The sequence below is a fragment of the Bremerella sp. TYQ1 genome (assembly GCF_020150455.1).
GTDB classification, from domain to species: Bacteria; Planctomycetota; Planctomycetia; order Pirellulales; family Pirellulaceae; genus Bremerella; species Bremerella volcania_A.
Window position 1 is genome coordinate 5,415,001 of record NZ_CP083740.1, and the last position, 18,095, is coordinate 5,433,095.

Sequence of the window (18,095 nt, forward strand, 5' to 3'; positions counted from 1 at the left end):
CACCCGTACAGAACAACGCCCCGTCTCCGATCGTGGGTGTAGCGCGCGGTCCAACTCCGCCAAGTGATTCCTCAAATCGCCCTGGATATTCATATGCCCAGACGACTTCCCCCGTTTCCGTGTCGAGGCACACGATCGCCTCGGATTCTCCACGTTGCTCCTGAGTGAACATCCGATTGCCTGCGATGGAAAAGGATGACCAACCAGGACCGATCAGTGATTTCCAGAGCAACTTGGGAGGTTGGTTGCTCCAATCGTCGTCGACAACGACGTCCGGAATGACATTGTTGCCACTGCGTCCTCGAAATGCTGGCCACTCGGCATTGTCCGCTGTAACGACGGCGCCGGGATCAATTTCTAACGAGGTGTTGCGCGTCGGCAAACTAGAACTGGCAAGTAGGTGGAGATATTCGTCTTCGGATGTCGATGACCATCGTGAGGAGAATTGTGCTCCGAACACTCCTGTCACGCCATCGAAACGTAGGAGATCCCAAGCTCCAAAGCCAATCACGGCACTTACCAGTGCTGCGGTTAAGCGAATCGAGGAAAGGCGTGATAAGAGAACCAATGGCACCGCAAAAGCAATCAGGCCGACGGGCAGCTGATACATGATATTGGGAACGCCTCGCATTGTCGGATGAACGAAAGCAATTGCCATCACCGCAACAACGAGAAGCCCTAGTAGTCCGATCAGTTTTTCGCGTAGCGGTGCTCGACTGGCGAATAGCCACCATGGCAAAAGTAGGAGCCCCACTGCCGGTGGCCCCATGAACCCAAGCATCATCACAGGTAGCGACGGCGATTCCATCAGCATCGGAACTGCTCTTAGAACAAGCATCAGTACGATGACCACCAAGGCAGGCCACCAACGGAGACGATCCGCCGAAAAGCGTATTGTCGTGTTGTCTTTTGACAACGGCACATCTACTTCATCGGATGTATTGGGGGTGGTCGACATGTAAGGTGTCCTGGCCGTTTAGTGATCGGAATTACCGTGGCTGTGTGTAGTTAGTCCTAAATCAGACAACACGACGTAGAAAGCAGGAATAACCAGCAATACGAGTGTTGTCGAAGCAAGCAGGCCGAAACAAATGCTGATGGCGATGGGAATCAGAATCTGGGCCTGAAGGTCGGTCTCAAACATGAGGGGGAGTAAACCTGCAATCGTGGTCAGTGAGGTGATCATGACGGCACGGAAACGCTTTCGGCTTGCCTCGACGGCGGCCTCGATTACCGAGGTTCCACTGGCGCGGCTATCCTTCAAGAACAGCATCAGCAAAATAGAATCATTCACGACGATGCCAGCTAGAGAAGCGTAGCCCATGACGCTAGGTAGGCTGAGATCATGTTGAAGCAAGAGATGTCCCCAGACCACTCCCACAAATGCAAACGGGATCGCCACCATGACCACGACAGGCTCAATGTAGCTGCGAAACTGGAACGAGAGAATGACAAATACACCAAGACAGCCAATGGCTGCGGCTATGGCCATGGAAGCCCCTGTCTCTTCACCACTTTCCGCTGCCCCCTTGAATGCATAAGACAAGCCTGGATGATGTTCGACTAGGTCCGTCAGCTTCTCCGTTTCGAGCTGTTCGAGTACGGACATTGCGTTTGAACGAAGGGGGTCAATCGAGGCATAGATACTGATGGCCCGATTTCCTTCGACGTGGGCAATGCTCGACCATCCCCGGCGACGAGTTAGCTTGGCAACCTCCGAAAGTGGAACTCGATCACCGCTGGGTAACGAGACTAGGTAGTTGTCCAGATCGGCGAGGCTGCTTCGGGAGGAATCGTCGAAACGCACCTCGACATCGTATTCCTCTTTGCCGATCTGGAACTGATCGCTTCTCAGGCCTTGAAACGAGCCACGCAATTGCTGTGCGAGTTCACGCGTTGTCACATTCAAGCCGACGGCACCTGGACGCAGTGTTACCAGTAACTCTGCCTCGCCATGACGCAAATTATCCGAAATATTGTAGACGCCATCGAACGTTAACAGATGAGCCTGCAACTCCTCGGATACCTCATCGAGCGACTTCATATCGAGTCCAGAAAGCTCAATGTGAATGTCACGTCCAGCCGGTCCGGCCGCGGTTTCATCAATGGTAATTTGAGCAGCGTCCGGAACTGGGCCGACTTTCTTCCGCCACATTTGAATGACATCTTCAATCCGTGAATTGCGAGTCTCTACTGAGAGCAAGTCAGCCTGAAGAGTGGCCGCGTGTGGGCCGGACTCGTTGACCTCGCTATTTTCACCGAAACGGATGAAACTAGATTGAACTAATTCACGTCCCTCTGGCTGCAGAGGAGTCAGTTCATTGTTGGTGTCTTGGAGAGCCTTTTCGACCTTCTGCATCACTTCAGAAGTTCTCTCCAGAGGAGTGCCCGGCGGCATTAATAGACGCGCGACCAGGGTATCGCCTTCGAGATTGGGAAAAACCTGTCCACGTACAAACCCGCCAACTAACAATCCGATCGTTAGCAAGAAGACCATGACTGTCAGCCCTAGTGTCAGGTAACGCCATCGAACGGTCCAGGCGACACAGCTGCCCACTAGATCACGAGTCCAGTCGATGGCCCATTCAATCGCAGCGCGAATTCGATTCCTTCTGCCGCGTGCCGATTCATGCGCCAGCGAGTGACCTAAATGTGACGGTAGAATCAAGAAGGCTTCGATGAGACTCGTGCCCAGAACTAACAACAACATCATGGGTAGTACACTCAGGACGCGGCCAATCTGCCCATTCAGGAAAATCAGTGGTCCGAGCACGCAGCATGTTGTCAAGAATGAAGAAAAGACACCTCCGGCAACTTCCTTGACGCCGTTGACGGCCGCCTCCATCGCCCCCTCACCTTCGTCTCGGCGACGCGCGATGTTCTCGGCGATAACAATCCCATCGTCCATCAGCAGTCCGAGCGCCATCAATAACGCCACCATCGTCAGCATGTTGATGGTCAGCCCCGCGTAGGGCACGAGTGCAAAGGCCGCTAGGAATGATACCGGTAAGCTGGCCACGACCCAGAACGCGAGCCGAACATTAAAGAAGAGCCACATTGCCAGGAAGACAAGCACACAACCTTGCCAGGCGTTGGTCAGGAGTAAATTGATTCGATCAATCACCAACTTAGACGCATTGTTGGTCACCTGTAACTGCATTTGTGGGCTTCGCAGTTTCTCAGCCTCGACCAATTCTTCAACGGCCGCCGCCACCTGCAGTGTGTCTTCCGCGGTTGCTTTCATTACTTGGAGGATGGCTGCCCTTTGTCCGTCGACGGTTATCTTCTCCTCATCCAGCTCGAATTCATCTTTAACAGTCGCGATATCCCCCAGACGGATCTCCGCTCCTCCAGCCACACCGCTAATCACCAAGTCTTCCAAGGCTTGGCGTGACTTTCGATTCTCTTGAACGCGAACCAGGACGGTTTGAGCTCCTTCGATTTTACCCGCAGGTAAATCGAGACTCTGGGAACTGATCGCCAGAGAGACACTCGTTGGGCTTAAGTCATAGCGAAGCATGGCTTCGCGATCGAGTTCTACTCGTAGAAGGTGATCAGAGAATCCAGAAATGTTCACCTCTGATACCTTGGGAGAAGCAAGCATCCTTTCCCTAAGATCTTCGCAGTATCGCTTTAAGCTTACCGCGTCTACAGGCCCGCTTACGAGTAAATCGAGAACGGGTTGCCGTACGTTGAGCCGAGTGGTCACCGGGGCTTCCGCGTCCTCGGGGAAGTCATTGATACCAGAGATTGCATTGTCGATCTCATTGCGGAATGCTTGGTACTCACCTCCGTCCACCATCTCAAGCTCGACGGTTCCCACCGATGGCTGAGCCCGTGCTTTCATCTCTTTGAGATAGAGAACCCCCTCCAGAGAATTCTCTAGGCGATGCAGGATCGTGTCTTCGACCTCTTCGGCTGTCGCGCCAGGAAATGGCACTAACACTTGCACCACAACGGGTGCCACATCAGGGAAAGTTTCTCGCCGAAGACTTCCGATACTCAAGAGTCCGGCAGCCAACATGATGATCATTAACAAGTTAGCCGCAGTGGGATGCTTTGCGAAGAAATCAATCATTGACGACGTTCCTTGGCATCGGTCGTTGACGAATCTATGGCTGCGGTGACGATCTCAAATTGGCTTGACCGAGTATCCGCGAAACGCGGTTCAATGAGTTGTCCTTCGATAGCAGGGACAGGGACAGCCTCAGCAATAATGTCTCCTTCTTTCAAACCGCCGACGACGGTCACGAACTCACCATTGGAAAAACCGATTTCAACCGATTGGGGGTGAAGGCGATTGTCGCTATCTACGCGGTAAACGGTGTTTTCATTTAGTGCCGATCTTGGAATTGTTATTAAGTCGCTGCGTGGAGAGCTTTCGAGGACTACCTCACAGAATGTCCCTGGGCGTAGGGCCGTCGACCAGTGTGCGAAGTGAGATTCGTTATTGGTAGTTGGGAAACGACTAAGGGTGGCCTCTTGTGTCTCACTATGGTGTGGAATATTGGTAACCTGCACTACGACACCGAGAGTTCGAGACTGTTCATTCAGGGATTCGGTGATGCGAACAGGAACTCCATTCCACGTGCGTGTGAAATTTCCACTGCGAGCAATGACTCGTGCCGAGAAAGGGATCGTCTGCGTTGGGTGAGTCTCTAGCTCGCCAGTGATTTTCTCCAAACTCATCTGTGACTTTGCGCTAGGACTAGCGTCACGAGAAATGAGTCGGTCAATTTGTTCTAGAGAGAAGTGGGCAGTGATCTCGATTTGCTCGGCATCTCGCAATGTAAATAGTCGTTGATTGACAGTAATAAACTGCCCTATTTCCAGGTTCGCCTCTGACAACACACCAGCAAATGGGCTAACAATACGAGTACGTTCAACATCCCGTTCTGCCTCGCGCAGCTTCGCCTCTGCTAAGGCAATCGAGGCTTTCGCTGCGTTTTTCTGAGAAGGAAAGAGGGATAGGGCTCGCTGAATATTTTGGACTGCCTGCTGCTGTGCTAGTCGGCTTGATGTCGCCTGGTCAGCATTGCTTAGGCTTGCCGCTTTTTGGCGTCGGAGTTCGACGTAACGTTGTTCTTCACGCTCTGCAACCTGAAGTTGCTCTTGAGCTAAAGGAAGCAAACGCTGGTCAGCCTCATATCCTGCCTCAAGTTCGTCTAGCCTGGTCTTGGCTGCATCCAAATCAGCTTGTCGTTGTGCTAGAAGTAATCGACTGTCGGTATCGTCGATTCTAATGAGAAGCTCATTGGCTCCCACCAAGTTGCCCGACTCGAGCTCGGAATGGATTTCAACGATCCTTCCTTGTAGTTCGCTGACGGCCTCCCATCGCCGTGCCGCAGAAGCGGTACCGAATCCGGTAATTTTCGGTACCACCTCCTTAGGTTCAACGCGAATAACGGGTAACGGCCGCGGCTGTTCGCTCAGTTCATGGCGGGGGATTTCTTTTCTGAACTGAGCGAATGCCACGACCGCCACCAGTCCGAGGAAGACTGGCGGAAGCACCAACCACTTGCGCGATAGAAGAATTTGTTTCCAGGAATTGCTCATCGTGTTTTCTCTTAGAACTTCAGTCCTGCGCTCGTGAAAAAACCGGCTCCTAGATTTTCTCTTTCACCGGTGAGCTCGTACTCCAATTCACGTCCTACCACCACGCCCGCTTCGAGATACCATTGAGCTCGATCGCCTCGTTGCTCAAGGCCAAAAACGATGGGGAACTCGTTGATGGTCAGTTGATCGTCCATGCCGTTAGAATGTCGAACGGCATAACTTCCGCCACCAACACCGGCAAGACCTACGTAGAACCAAGTGTCATGCTGGGGGCCGAACCAATCCACACGGTGCGCGATACGAGTTTGGGGAAGCCCCAATGAGATTTCCCAGTCCTCAGTAGGCTTCCAACTGACACCTACGATTGGAAGGACCGGCAGATCATCGAGACCAGTGGCGACGGCACCAAAGGTCCATTGCGTCTGGTCATCTCTCGCCCACTGCAGCATAGCCATGCCAGAAACGTTGACGACATCTTCGGTTGCTTTTCCATCGCCTTGATAATTGACATTGATGCCGCCAATCAGGTTCCATTGGTCATTCACGTGTCGAATCGCTCTCAATCCGCCCCCCGCTATATAAAGTTGATCGGGAAGATGGAGCTGCGTCTGCCCTTCTAAAAAGCTCGTACCGAAGTCCGCTGAGGCGAGGACAATTGTCTTGGGCCTATCGGTACCTTCTCCAGGCTGAACATAGATCGGCATGGAAAAACCAACCTTTGTCCGAGTGATCGACAGATCGTCCCCACCAACAAAACCAAGACTTGCGCTAATCGGAAACATCGTCTGTTTCCGTTCGGAAGGTGGAGGCGTATCGGAGAGTATCAGATCCGACTGGTAGGGGAATTCCGATCCATCGAAGGGCCGAGCCTCTGATGCAAGCGAGAACACCGGCTCACTATCGGCGGAGCCCCAAACGGTCGGCTCCGCTGCTGTTGTACGACAGCAAAGCAGCTGGGACAAAATCGCGATCAGGCCAAGGCAAGCAACGCGGATCAACATAACAATGCGCCGCTCGGCTACCGAGATGGTGGACACAGCATCGAACGTGACCGGGAAAGTGTCGCTCCGGACGACAGTCGAAATCGAGCTAACTTCGTTCATTGCTTTTTCCCATCGAATCATGTCGGGCGTTTCAATGTGCCGAGGGTGAGTTCTGAGTTGTCTACGTCCAATTCCGAAGGCACATCGTCGAGCGACGCTTCACGCGAACCGAATCTTGGCGACAGTCAACTTGATTGCTCCGACTTTACCCTGCTGTCATCAATAAGTCAAATGTAAATTTGAATTTGAAGTATTGGCGATTCTGGAATTGGTAATCTGCTGCTTGAAGTTGGTATGGCTAAGGATCACGGAGAGCGTGCATTTAACGCCCTGCATGCGGCCTGTCGAAACCTCTAGTAGTCGTACCAGATCCCCCAGCCGATCTGCTGCTCGCTTTCCTGATAGAACGAGAACTGAGGGCTTCCACCGTTGTAGTAATGCAAGCCTGTCCGCAAAGTTCCGGCACCTAGTCCTTCTCCTTTCCAGGCCCATCCAGCTTGCACGCTAATATTGCCGCTAAAGTCGAGTTCTTCTCGAAGATGCACATTCGCTGCCAGAAATGGGGCTCCTAATGCGCCGGTTGGTCGAACTGGCCCCCAATCGAATCCGAACTGCAGATGAAGTGGTTCCGCAAAGTCGCTACGGAATGCATAGTCGATCTCCCCATAGAGACGCAACTCAGGGGTAACGTAGTGCGAATAGCCGAGATAGAGGGAATCGCGGTAGTAGTCGATTCGTGACACGGAAGGATTGTATTTCAGGAACTCGTCCCCCATGTGAGAGCTTACATGGTAGTACCCAAATTTCCATGCGTGTCGACCGTTACGATAAGTCAACGGAATGTCGTAACGGTAGTCCGTGCCGGTCATGTCCCAGTCGTATGTGTCGACGTTTTGCCTGAGATTTGCCCCTCCCAGGATGTCAAGCTGAAACCCTTCCTCCGCATCGGGATCTCCGAATCGCAGGAGCCCGACTCGACCTCCGATTTGGGAATCGAGAGAGTTGTTGCCTCCCCAATCATCAATCGAACGCGTGGAGAGGCGAGGCTCAGCCGTACTGGCCCAATAGGTATGGTAGAGAAACCCCTGAGGTAGAAACGTCCATTCCCATTCGGGGGAACGGTCGGCTGGGAACGTCGAACTTGGCATAGGCGGGAGTTGGTAGCTAACGCTGTTCGTTGGAGCGACCGCAAATGGATCGAACGGCGGCCCATCAACGGGTAGCGGCACCTGGCCAGGCAATGCCTGAAAGCCGGGAGCAGGCGGGGTTTGGGCGAACAATGCATCAACACCGGACAACCCGGCCCCCAAGAGAATTGCGAGGGCTAACGATAAACAACGAGGGGAGAACATGTACCGGGTCACTTTCGAGATCTCTGAGTTGGACGAACCTGCCGGTCATTACCCATGAAATGGGCCACAACTTGTTTGGTGATGCTCAAACACCCTCGGCGGATACCTGAACCCTCAAAGCATCCGCAAGGTTATTGATCTGGCGGCAAGAAGTCAAATGCAAATTTCAATTTGCAATTTTGCGCGTGCAGTGTTATTCTGTTAATCCCAATCCTCAGATAGGTTTAAGTTGCTATGACAGTGGGTTGGTAACCGAACACTCAGGCAAAAAATCAGTGCGGAAAAGGTGAATGAAAAAACGAGGAGCAACCGCCGGGAAGCAGGAAGAGAGCGCGAAAAGCACCAGTACTCGTGATCGTTTACTGGAAGTTGCCGGTCAACTTTTTGCCGAGCACGGTTTTGATCGAACGACCAGTAAAGAGATCACCGAGAAGGCCGGTACGAACATCGCTGCGGTAAACTACCATTTCAACAGTCTTGAAGGGCTCTACGGTGCCGTAATCGAGGAAGCCACACGCATGCTGGCGACGACCTCTCATATGCAAGCAGCCGTGGAAGAGCAAGGCGATGCCCAGGACAAGCTAAGAGCGTTTCTGGGAGTGTTTGTACGCGTTCTAACGAGCCCGGCTTCTTCATCCTGGCGGCTGCGTGTATTGGTTCGTGAATTCACCTCGCCTACTTTGGTTGATCAAACAAAGTATAAGAAGAGCCGGCTTCAGAAGATGAACATTCTGAAGAGAATCGTGAGCGAGTTGATGGAGTTGCCTGAAGATCATCCCGCTGTTGGACGCAGCTGTATCAACGTGATGGCTCCCTGCTTTATGCTCATGCTTTGTGATCGGCCGACGCTCAAGCGGTCGTTTCCTAAGTTTGGCTTGAAGTCAGACGACGCCCCTGATCTCGTTCAGCACATGCTTCAATTTGCCTTGGCAGGAATTGCAGCAGTGGCGAATGAAGCGAAGAAGGATGAGCACGGCTAGCGATAGGCCGAGCCACACGGCATGGCACCTTGCTTTTGGCCAGTGTGTGCCAAAGTCCTACAGGACGAAAAGGGCGATGCTTCAACCATTGGCCCCCATAGATTGACTCATTACCGCACATGAAGCTAGCCGAATCACGTCCTGACTTGCACTAAAATGCCGGCGGCAATGTCACCGGCATCGGGTTCAATATCAATAGCGCCTAAACGGTCGCCAAGCAATAAGTCTTGAGACGACAGAACTATACCAGCACGTTTTAGCCAGTCGTACCGAGTTGGCCCGGAACGCTGCTGCTACCGACCAAGGCCCGCCGCAGGGCGATAAGCAATTCGCCCGGAACCGTCCTCCCAGTTTCCGGGGGTACCACTCTTGATCTCCAGTCGGCCGCGGTACTCAACCAGCGTTCTGCCTTGATCCTCGAACACGTAGTAGACAGGGTCAACCAATGACCGAAAAAACAGATTGGAGGGTTCGAGCTTGAGCTCCGTAAATGATCGCCCCATTTGAGACCACGTTCGTTCTTTGGATACCCTCACGGCGATCGCCTGTTGCCGTTCTGGCACAGGAATTTTGAAGTCTACGGTTTTGCCGCCATGCAAGTCGTCCCACTTCGACATGATGATGTATGGAATAGCCGGAAGTGGCACCAAGTCATTGGAGTCCTTTTCCGAGCTTTGTTTTGACTTGCCGTCGTGTGTGTAGGAGTACAGGACCTTACCGTCTTTAAACTCCATTTTTGCGGTTTCACCGGTCTGTTGTTGCTGGCAGTGAATGACCGAAAGACGTCCCTCCGCATAGGTCGCTTCGGTAGCCACAATCACTCGTCCATTTCTATCGGTAACGCGTTCGTAGCAAATCCGACTACTTGGGTCCCCTTTCAACGCTAACTCGACCGTATAGAGGGCAGTGTCGCCGTTGCCTTTCAAAAAAACATCACCTTGCAAAACCGAGTCGCCCGCTTGCGCCGCAACGACCAATTGAAAGGAAACAATTACCGACACAATACTCATCGTTGTTCGCATGAATACTCCTCTGCTTCGTGCAATGAAACGACTTTCGGTTCAGGAACTTGACTACACAGTTCCACGAATTGACTGTGCGGCAAAGTTACTGTCTTTTACTGCTCGAGTAAAATGCAAATTTGAATTGGGGTTATCGGGGCAGTAGAATGGTTAAGCGGACAAGGTGAACGTAGAGAAAAACTGCAAGAAGTGGACAGGCATTTGTCGGCCCCAATTCAGCGGCAAGTCGACGCTATTGAAGTGTCTGTGGATGCCGTTGTAAGGTCGCGTTTAGAACATGAAAAACAGGCACCTTCCTACGGTGTTCTTCAAGGAAGTCATATATTCTGGTAGGCCAGCGAGCAGGGTAATCAGGCCAAAGGTCGTGGCCCCAGTGTGGAATGATTCAACCGGTATGTAGACGGCATCCCAATGTTTGCGACAATCGAGAGGCGACGGAGCTAACGACGAGACTAGCATGGACTAAGGAGGGGTGTTTTGTGTGAGATGCGAATAAGGTGAATCTAGTCACGGATAGTGTCTTGGTTGGTTTCTAACTACCACCGAACGCTTCCGATGAACCCTATAAATGTTCCGATAAGAAAAACTTTCAGCGATAAGCCGTCGTCGTAACTTGCTGTTAATTAGTCAGTTGCGAAAATCGTGTGCAACGGAATTGCCCACTTCCCGTCGCCTCCACTACACCCACCTTGTCAATTTCGACAAGGTGGGTTTTTCTTTGGACTTCCGCAATAGGACTGAGAGTAAATTCCGGCGTGAAATGCTCTCATATCCGATTTTGTGTCTGATTTGATCCGGCTGGCTGGGATCCTAAAAGCCACCTTTTAAGGTAGTCTATTCATTCGTAAATCGAGACTTCTTCATGGTCATCTTCTCCTCGAAATGGATGGCCCGATTTTCTCATTTTGAATGACTCAGTTTTTGGGGTTGCAGTTTAAGGCTTGGTCGTCATGAGCACGGAGTTGTACGAATTCATAACTGAAAACCTAATCACGATGACTAGGTCTCAAATCAACACGCGAACAATCGTTCTACCACAAGCGACGTTGCTTAAGTTGCTTTTTGAGTACTTTCAAGCCCTCGTGACTCCACAAGCATTCGATCCGTTTACGGAACGAACTGAATTTCACCCCACATCGCCGGGTGAAGCATGATTTCGCCCGGGATGTCATCGACCAACATCGTCGCTGGGTTGGCCCAATAGGAACGGAGTTGTGTTTCCTTTCCTTCGGGGTCTCCGAATGTCACTCCGAAATCGCCTCGATAGATGGTGCCGGGCTCAATCTGCCAGCCAAGCTTATCGAGTGGTAAGATCACCTCGACAGAGTAGCTGCCGCGGTGCCGTTTGACCGCCACCTTGGCTTCGTCGAATCGCTCGACATGGTTGACCTTTTCGCCGCGCCAGGGACTGGTGAACTCGATGGGGTGGGTTCCGCCCGGCTTCCGATGTTCATAAAGGACGATCGCCGGTTGATCCTCAAACGGCGCAATCATTATCCGTTTGTCTCCAGGCACAGGGGCATTACGCTGCGGGCTGGCCGTGGCATTGGTAGCGAGTTGAAAGTCGACTGTATCTCCGGTCGCAAACAGGGAGCTCCATTGCCGACCTTGATTGACAAACGGCGAGACATCTTCTACTTGATAAGCGAGATAGATGTTTTCCTTGTCCCAACTGCCCCATAAGGTTACCGGGAACTTTCCATTCTGGTCCCACTTGGCCAGCGGCTCTCCGGTCCATTCCTTGAGATCTCCGTCAATGATTGGCGTGGCCTTTGCGGCGGAGATGGTCGCCCGTTTTTTATTTTTCCCTCCGGCAAGGCTCCGCCGCGACTTTTGTTCGGCGGCGTCAACCTGAGGCCTGGTTATCGCCAAGTCTCCTGAAATACGTACGGCTTGATCCAGCCCAGCCAATTGATAGAGACGATAGCTGCCGTGTCCGACTTGAACGTAGTATTGACCGTTCTCTTCCGAGATGCCGAAACAACCGCCGAAGATTTCCCCTCCTAGGCGATAGGCGTCGTTCGCGTAGCTGACGCGGACATCGCGGAACATCTCGTCCAGATACAGCCCGTCACTGGTCAGCAGGAAGCAGCGACCATGATTTCCACTGAGGAAGAAAATATCGGCATCGTTGTCGAAGGGAGCCATTCCCAGGAAATAGAGCGTCCCTTGCATGACTCCCGTTTCAGGTAGGGGGGCTTTGTGAGAACCATGCACGCCACTCCATTGGTTTGCGAAACTCCAGAGATGCTTCCCGTCGGTATCGTAAGCATTCATTTCGGGGTCGGAGTTGATCACGAACCGGCCGAAGCGATCGTCATGGGACGAAGCATTATGACGCTGATGACCCGGGGTCAATGAAATCTCCGTGGCGTTCGCTATGGCTTCGACGAGTGTGGTGTATTGTGGAACGCCGTCGGCATTCACCTTGCTTGGGGCGAGCGTTGCAATCTTGACCTGCTGATCGACGAGAATTGGAATTCGCATCGTCAAACCGACGCTACGATGTCCCCACGAAGAGCCCCCGAACTGGACCGAGTCGTCGGTGAACTCAAACTCTTTCTGTTGCGGGCGGCCATCGTTGTTCTGATCGACCCACAGGACACCGGGGCCCTTCCTGGCGTATGGCTTACCGTCCCCTTTCTGGCCAGCTTTTTCAGCTTTGCGGTGCTCAGGCCACTTGGCGTAATAGGCATCGATGTACGACTGAGGAGGTTGCCAGTTGCACCCATAGCTGAAGTGGTGTGTGCTGGATATTGCCGCACAGTCTTGAATCGACCCATCGGCACGTACCTCGGAAATAGTGGTGATTTTACCGAATCCGATTAGGTAAGTTCGCCCCTGCTCGCGGATAAGTTGATAGTTGAGGGGATGATAATGTTCGAAGTGAGCATCGTCGATGGCAAGAACATGGGTCGGCCTGGCTTCCTGCTTCTCGAAATCCAGTTTCCAGCGGCAGCCGAGACCAATCCAGATGTGATGGCTCTTGGGATCGAATGTCGCACCCGTTGCTCCGTAGTGCGGAACGCCGAACTTCTCATAGACAACTTCGTTCTTATCGAGATCCCACGCGTGAATTCGTTTCGGACTCCAGCGGTCTTCGGTAATCCAGAGCTTTCCATCGGGGCCGAAGCTGATACCCTGCGGGTTCACGATTCGAGACGCATCGTACTTACCGGCATAGGGTCCTCCTGGGGTGCCGATCCTTGCGACAAACGTTCCGTCATTCGAGAAACGATGAATTTGATGTGTGACTAGATCGCTTACCAGGATGTCTTGATTTGCGGCACACGCAATGCCTGCCAAATCTAGTCCGCGCGCTGGAATCAATAATTTACGATCCTTCAGCCGAATCACGCCGTTGTCGGTCGCCACAAGAACCTCTTCCCCCGCAGCAAGTTTACGGGGGCCATCTACCGAGATTTTCCGCAGCAGTTCACCGGTCTGGGCATCGAGCACTAATACGGCGTCATGCTGTCGCGAACCGATGTAAATATGACCGTCATGGACTGTGATCCCTGTGAGATTGTAGCCCTCGAATCCTGCGTTTTTCGAGCCTGGTCCCACCGGCATCTCGTCGACGATCAGATGATCCTTTCTGCCAGGAAAGTTCACCATCTTGCCTGACTTGATGTCGTATCGAACTAGCGACAACTTCCAGGTAGCCTGCCACTGGTCGCTCTGGAAATCGATACCGCGAGTGCCACCCCAAGCAAACCCGTCCTGGGCGCAGTACAAGTACTGATCGTCGGCGGCGATAGCATCATGATTGATGCCGAGGCCGTGTTGATGTTCGTAGCCTTGAACCCACTTTCCGTCCGCGTCCAACGCGACCAACGCCCAGCCTCCTTCAGTGACCGGTGCAGCGAAAAAGACATACTCTCCGTTACTGGCCACATCACGCATGGTGGAATGATTGGGGCCCCACGGCTTGATCGTAGGCTCACCTCCGTTGGCGAAGTTCATCAAGTACTCTGGTTCGATTCCCGGGTGACTGATTCCGCGCCATCGATACTGACCAGGTGGGACCAATTTTCCATTCTCGTCCAGTCCATCCCACAGCACACGCTGCGTTCCCTTCGACATGGCTTTACCAGAAACGAGGTTGCGAATTCGCGTTCCCTGAGCATCTTCGATCACCAGGCTTACTTTGCCATCAATCGGTTGCTGGAACTCGACCCAAATTTCATTCTTCTGCTCCGAGACACGCCGCTCGTATTCCGGCAGGGAGAACACCTGCCAGTTCGTAGGGTCTTTCGAGATCGAATGAAATGCGGCTCTGGCGTCGTTCTGAGAAAGTCGTTCACGCCGATTGCGATTTCCTTCCCAACTGAGGATGGCGGCCCAGCGGAACGAATCCCAGTCCGCCTCGCTCTCGACCAGGCTCGACGCAGGCACTTGAAATTCAAAGCCAGCATCCGAGATCAACGCACTCTTCGAATCTAAGATAATCGAATTCGCCCCTGCCAGACCGAGTTCAATGCTTGGGATAGGATTCATTTCGGTTCGAAGCGAAAAGTTGAAATATTCGTTGTTGCGTCTCATCGCGATCGAAACCGGAGGAGTCCCGGCGGTGCCTACGTCGACATACTCACTATCGGTAAACGCAGTTCTCTTGGGGCTAGCTATCTGCGTGAGTTCGGCCATCCGCGCGGCACTGTTTCTTTCACTTCGCGACAACCTAACAATCCGATGGTTGCCAGCGTCGTAGACAACAGCTCGACTTCCCGACACCGCAACGTGAGTTGGAGAATTCAGACTTTCAATCGAATCTCCCGCGTGGTCCGTGGTACCGTACTGCGCTAGCAATGTCTTAGTTTTCGGATCAATCAACAGTACGCGATGACGGCGTGTGTCCGCGAGAATCAGACAGGTACCATCGCTGTGAATCGAAATTGCATTTCCGAAGGAACCCGATGCGTCTCCTGCACAACGATCCCAGCGTCCGACCTCTTTCCACGAACCATCTTTCTCTCGAGAGAACTCGATGATCTCACCCGCGCATCCTGCATACAACTTTTGCTGAGCATGCGCCAGGCTACTGCATCCGTGGACGCCTTCTAAGGTGATCGTTCGAGGCATGCCGGAGGGACGGCCTTGGCGGTTGACGGCGAACTCGTGTCCTGACCCTTCGGCATCGGTTACCACGAGGTATTGCTTGTCGTTCGCGGTAGTTACCAGGGCGGCGCCGCGAAGTCGGCCAAATTCTTCGACTCCCTTCACACTGTCCCCTTCGTACTTCGACCAACCATGTTTATCGACAAATGGACCGGACGAAATGTAATGTCGCGAGTGGCGACCGCGGAGTACGCACAGCGTCCCTTCATCAGTCACCGTCGGTTGCACATGATGCTGTCCGGCCGGTTCGCCGATGGAACGAGGAGAACCAGGCGTATCACGCCAACTCCAGACACCCGCATTCGTCCAGATGTTTCCATCGTTGTCAATTGCGAGTCCAGACAGATCGATCGTCGCGCCGATTCTTCGGTCAACATGAAACTTGCTCTGCTCCTCATCCCAACGCAGCAATTGCACTATGCCGCTTTCGCCTGTGATCGCGAAGAGATTGCCTTGCACCTGAACCATGCCTCTGCCAGCGGTCAAGTCGGTACTTTCTGGTAGGAAGCCAATAAACGAACCGGACGCCCCCCCCATCACCACACCAGGCGTCGGGGCGAAGTCTCGGTTGTATCGTTTGATCGTGCTATGACCGGCGTGGGTATACCAATAGTCGCCAATCAGTTGAGGACGTTCTCCGCCAATATCCTTAGGGAAGCCTGCGACCGCTTGTCCATCCTTCCACGCATGCATCGGACCGCCGTAGAACTTCGCGTAGATGGTTCCGCTGGAGTCGATGTTGATCATGTCGATCCGGCCAGAATACTCCACGACGAACGTCTCTTCGCGGGTGATAGGATGAAACCAGAACAGTTTGTCGCCGCGCGCGATGACCATCTGCCCCGCATGGTCATCGCATGACATCGCGTTTACGCCCGAAGCGATCTTGCTTGGTTCAGTCCCCTGCGGGGAATCGACTGGTAGCGAATAAACGTTACCCTCAACCAGCAGGATCAAGAGATTACCCGTTTTCGCCAGGACATCCTCGCGGGAATTCGAATGGGGAATCGTGAACGAACTGATAAGTCGTCCATCCAGCGAATACCGGACCAATTGTCCTTGGCCTGCTCGCTCCCAGAGCATTCCCTGGTCGTCCAGGACCGGCCCCATGCCACGAGCAGGATTAGCGGCAAATTTGATAAGCGTCGCACCCGCCTCTCCTGAGTTTCCAAGGACTCCCGCAAAACGGAGTTCCTCCGCGGAGGCGGTACCAATCAAAAGCGAAAGAACAAGCAACGAGTAAAGATACGCGCGCATGAGGCTATTAACCGAGGCAAGCAGGAAGGATGTGTGGGCAGGAACCTGTGCAAGCTACCAGCGTGGTGTTACTTACACAAGCATTTGGACAAGACCAGTGCGTACGTGAACGACTGGTCTACTTTTACGGCACATTGTGACTAACGAGTCGCCAATTCAAATTCGAATTGATTTTCACCGGCTTGGACTTCTTTCTGAATGTCCGATTTAACATTGTATTTCGAGGGGACCAGTTCCGGCGCCACCTTTCCATCATCTTGAGAGATGGCCGTCGTGAAACTAACCGTATGGTTGCCAATGAGCGCTCCGGTTGCCGAACCTGTGTACTGCAGCGTGAATTTCCCGTCAGAGTCCGTTAGGCCGTAGGAAGGGCGTCCCTGCGTGGGCTGAAATTGAACTTGAGCATTAGGCAGCGGCTTTCCATCGAGCATAACCTGTCCATTGACCTGCCCCAGGTCACTTGAGGTCCCCGAACTGCAGCCAAGGATCGCGATGGCTGCCAGCAGGACAAGCGTAACAGAAGATTTCATATAGACTCCACGTGCGTCAGAAATGAAAGCGGTGAGGGGTGAGAAAGTTCTAGGTCCGGGAACTCGCCACGGGCGGAATTGTTACGACCACGTAGCGAGCGTCCTTAACTTGTTAACCATGCATTAGAAGCCCGGAACAGGCTGACCGTCTTCGATACCGATCAGGTATTCCAGCGTGCTATTGACGGCTGAGTTTGTATTCAAGTCGATCGTTTCCGGAATGAACTTGACCGCTCCGTCAAACAGAACGAACTGTGCTCCGCCCGGATGTTGACTCCCAAACGTCTTGCCACGTTCATTGTCGCCGCTACCGCTATAGTTGATCGGGTAGTAGCACGAGCCGCCAATATCGAACATGAAGTCCTGGTTATTCGTATTGGCACTGCATGTCCCAATCCACGTAGGAACAGTCCGGTTCGCGGCATAGGTTGCGCTCTTGGCATAGGAACGTTCACCTACGGCAATGGTGTTGCTCGTACCATCGACGATCTTGGCGAAATTCGTTTTGCTGTTGATGCCAAACCCGCCGATTTCCTGACCGATCTGGTCCTTCTTTTTACCCGATGTGTTGTCATGCGAAGCGACGTAACTGCTGGTTGCAATGATGTCGTTGTTGCCAATCTTTTCCGCGAAGAAGCATCGGCCAGGGTTCGTACCATTGACCTGCTTGTCAGCGGAACTACTAGGGCAGATGAAGCTTTGCACCACAGTTTGACATGCCGGAGCAGATTGTGCGGGAAATGTTCCTCGGCCCACCCCGCCCAAGTCGTGTAAGGCGGTCTGCTCAACGAACGGTAGCAGGAAGGCGCTCCACCCCCAGCCCGTATTCCGCGCAGAATCCATAGTTAATTGACCTGTACCGCCCCCCTCAGAGTTCGTCGTATCGTAGGGATTGGTGAAGATATAGAGCGGAGGAAATACCTGGTGGGTATCGTGATAATTGTGGAGAGCCAATCCGATTTGCTTGAGCTGATTGGAACATTGAATGCGACGGGCCGCTTCGCGTGCTTGCTGAACGGCAGGCAGTAGCAGTGCGACGAGAACACCAATAATGGCGATCACGACAAGCAGCTCGACGAGCGTAAAACCACGATGAATACGAGAGTGAGGCATCTTAGTTATGTCTCCGGAAGTAGATGATGAGGACGGTGATGAGTGCCGTGAACACTCAGAAACATGTGAGGCGAGAATAGGGAGGAACAGCGCCGAAACGAAATACGGCTTCCCTAGCAGTTGT

The 18,095-nt window shown here is 53.0% G+C and carries 10 protein-coding genes (1 of these 10 running past the window's edge); 1 reads left to right on the forward strand and 9 read right to left on the reverse strand.

Features of this window, described 5'->3' with window-relative positions; translation table 11 throughout:
• From LA756_RS22015 to LA756_RS22035, 5 genes are all read right to left on the reverse strand, one after another.
• Positions 1–958 carry the 5' portion of a PQQ-binding-like beta-propeller repeat protein gene (locus tag LA756_RS22015; RefSeq protein WP_224436877.1) on the reverse strand. 836 nt of this gene lie to the left of the window's left edge, so 958 of the gene's 1,794 nt are visible here — the first part of the coding sequence; its start codon is at positions 956–958; its stop codon lies beyond the left edge, outside the window.
• Between the two features lie 18 nt (positions 959–976).
• The gene (locus tag LA756_RS22020) at positions 977–4,078 is read right to left on the reverse strand and encodes an efflux RND transporter permease subunit (protein ID WP_224436878.1); all 3,102 of its coding nucleotides are present in this window, start codon (positions 4,076–4,078) and stop codon (positions 977–979) included.
• The gene (locus tag LA756_RS22025) at positions 4,075–5,475 is read right to left on the reverse strand and encodes an efflux RND transporter periplasmic adaptor subunit (RefSeq protein ID WP_224436879.1); all 1,401 of its coding nucleotides are present in this window, start codon (positions 5,473–5,475) and stop codon (positions 4,075–4,077) included. The genes LA756_RS22020 and LA756_RS22025 overlap by 4 nt, the downstream gene beginning before the upstream one ends.
• A 92-nt stretch (positions 5,476–5,567) precedes the next feature.
• Complete coding sequence (locus LA756_RS22030) at positions 5,568–6,680, reverse strand: DUF6268 family outer membrane beta-barrel protein (protein WP_224436880.1); 1,113 nt, start codon at positions 6,678–6,680, stop codon at positions 5,568–5,570.
• A 272-nt stretch (positions 6,681–6,952) separates the two neighbouring features.
• Positions 6,953–7,951 carry a DUF1207 domain-containing protein gene (locus tag LA756_RS22035; RefSeq protein WP_224436881.1) on the reverse strand — a complete coding sequence of 333 codons (999 nt, stop codon included), beginning with the start codon at positions 7,949–7,951 and terminating at the stop codon, positions 6,953–6,955.
• A 290-nt stretch (positions 7,952–8,241) separates the two neighbouring features.
• On the opposite strand from LA756_RS22035, the gene LA756_RS22040 reads away from it, so the two are divergent.
• Complete coding sequence (locus tag LA756_RS22040) at positions 8,242–8,931, forward strand: TetR/AcrR family transcriptional regulator (protein ID WP_224436882.1); 690 nt, start codon at positions 8,242–8,244, stop codon at positions 8,929–8,931.
• Positions 8,932–9,224: 293 nt separating this feature from the next.
• On the opposite strand, the gene LA756_RS22045 is transcribed toward LA756_RS22040, so the two are convergent.
• The 4 genes from LA756_RS22045 to LA756_RS22060 all read right to left on the reverse strand — a co-directional run bounded on the left by LA756_RS22045 (position 9,225) and on the right by LA756_RS22060 (position 17,971).
• A complete protein-coding gene (locus LA756_RS22045; protein WP_224436883.1) occupies positions 9,225–9,953 on the reverse strand; it encodes a hypothetical protein in 729 nt (242 codons plus the stop codon).
• A gap of 1,107 nt (positions 9,954–11,060) precedes the next feature.
• Positions 11,061–16,328, reverse strand: coding sequence for a FlgD immunoglobulin-like domain containing protein (locus tag LA756_RS22050; RefSeq protein ID WP_224436884.1), 5,268 nt, complete (start codon positions 16,326–16,328; stop codon positions 11,061–11,063).
• Positions 16,329–16,468: 140 nt separating this feature from the next.
• Entirely contained in the window at positions 16,469–16,858 is a 390-nt protein-coding gene (locus LA756_RS22055; RefSeq protein WP_224436885.1) for a DUF4198 domain-containing protein, read from the reverse strand.
• 123 nt (positions 16,859–16,981) lie between these two features.
• On the reverse strand, positions 16,982–17,971 hold the full coding sequence (locus LA756_RS22060) for a DUF1559 domain-containing protein (protein ID WP_224436886.1): 990 nt from the start codon (positions 17,969–17,971) through the stop codon (positions 16,982–16,984).
• Positions 17,972–18,095 lie beyond the last annotated feature (124 nt).

Excerpts from the sequence above, each read along its gene's own strand:
- LA756_RS22020 (WP_224436878.1), bottom strand. The coding sequence starts at position 4,078 with ATGATTGATTTCTTCGCAAAGCATCCCACTGCGGCTAACTTGTTAATG.
- LA756_RS22030 (WP_224436880.1), bottom strand. The coding sequence starts at position 6,680 with ATGATTCGATGGGAAAAAGCAATGAACGAAGTTAGCTCGATTTCGACT.
- LA756_RS22035 (WP_224436881.1), bottom strand. The coding sequence starts at position 7,951 with ATGTTCTCCCCTCGTTGTTTATCGTTAGCCCTCGCAATTCTCTTGGGG.
- LA756_RS22040 (WP_224436882.1), top strand. The coding sequence starts at position 8,242 with ATGAAAAAACGAGGAGCAACCGCCGGGAAGCAGGAAGAGAGCGCGAAA.
- LA756_RS22045 (WP_224436883.1), bottom strand. The coding sequence starts at position 9,953 with ATGCGAACAACGATGAGTATTGTGTCGGTAATTGTTTCCTTTCAATTG.
- LA756_RS22050 (WP_224436884.1), bottom strand. The coding sequence starts at position 16,328 with ATGCGCGCGTATCTTTACTCGTTGCTTGTTCTTTCGCTTTTGATTGGT.
- LA756_RS22055 (WP_224436885.1), bottom strand. The coding sequence starts at position 16,858 with ATGAAATCTTCTGTTACGCTTGTCCTGCTGGCAGCCATCGCGATCCTT.
- LA756_RS22060 (WP_224436886.1), bottom strand. The coding sequence starts at position 17,971 with ATGCCTCACTCTCGTATTCATCGTGGTTTTACGCTCGTCGAGCTGCTT.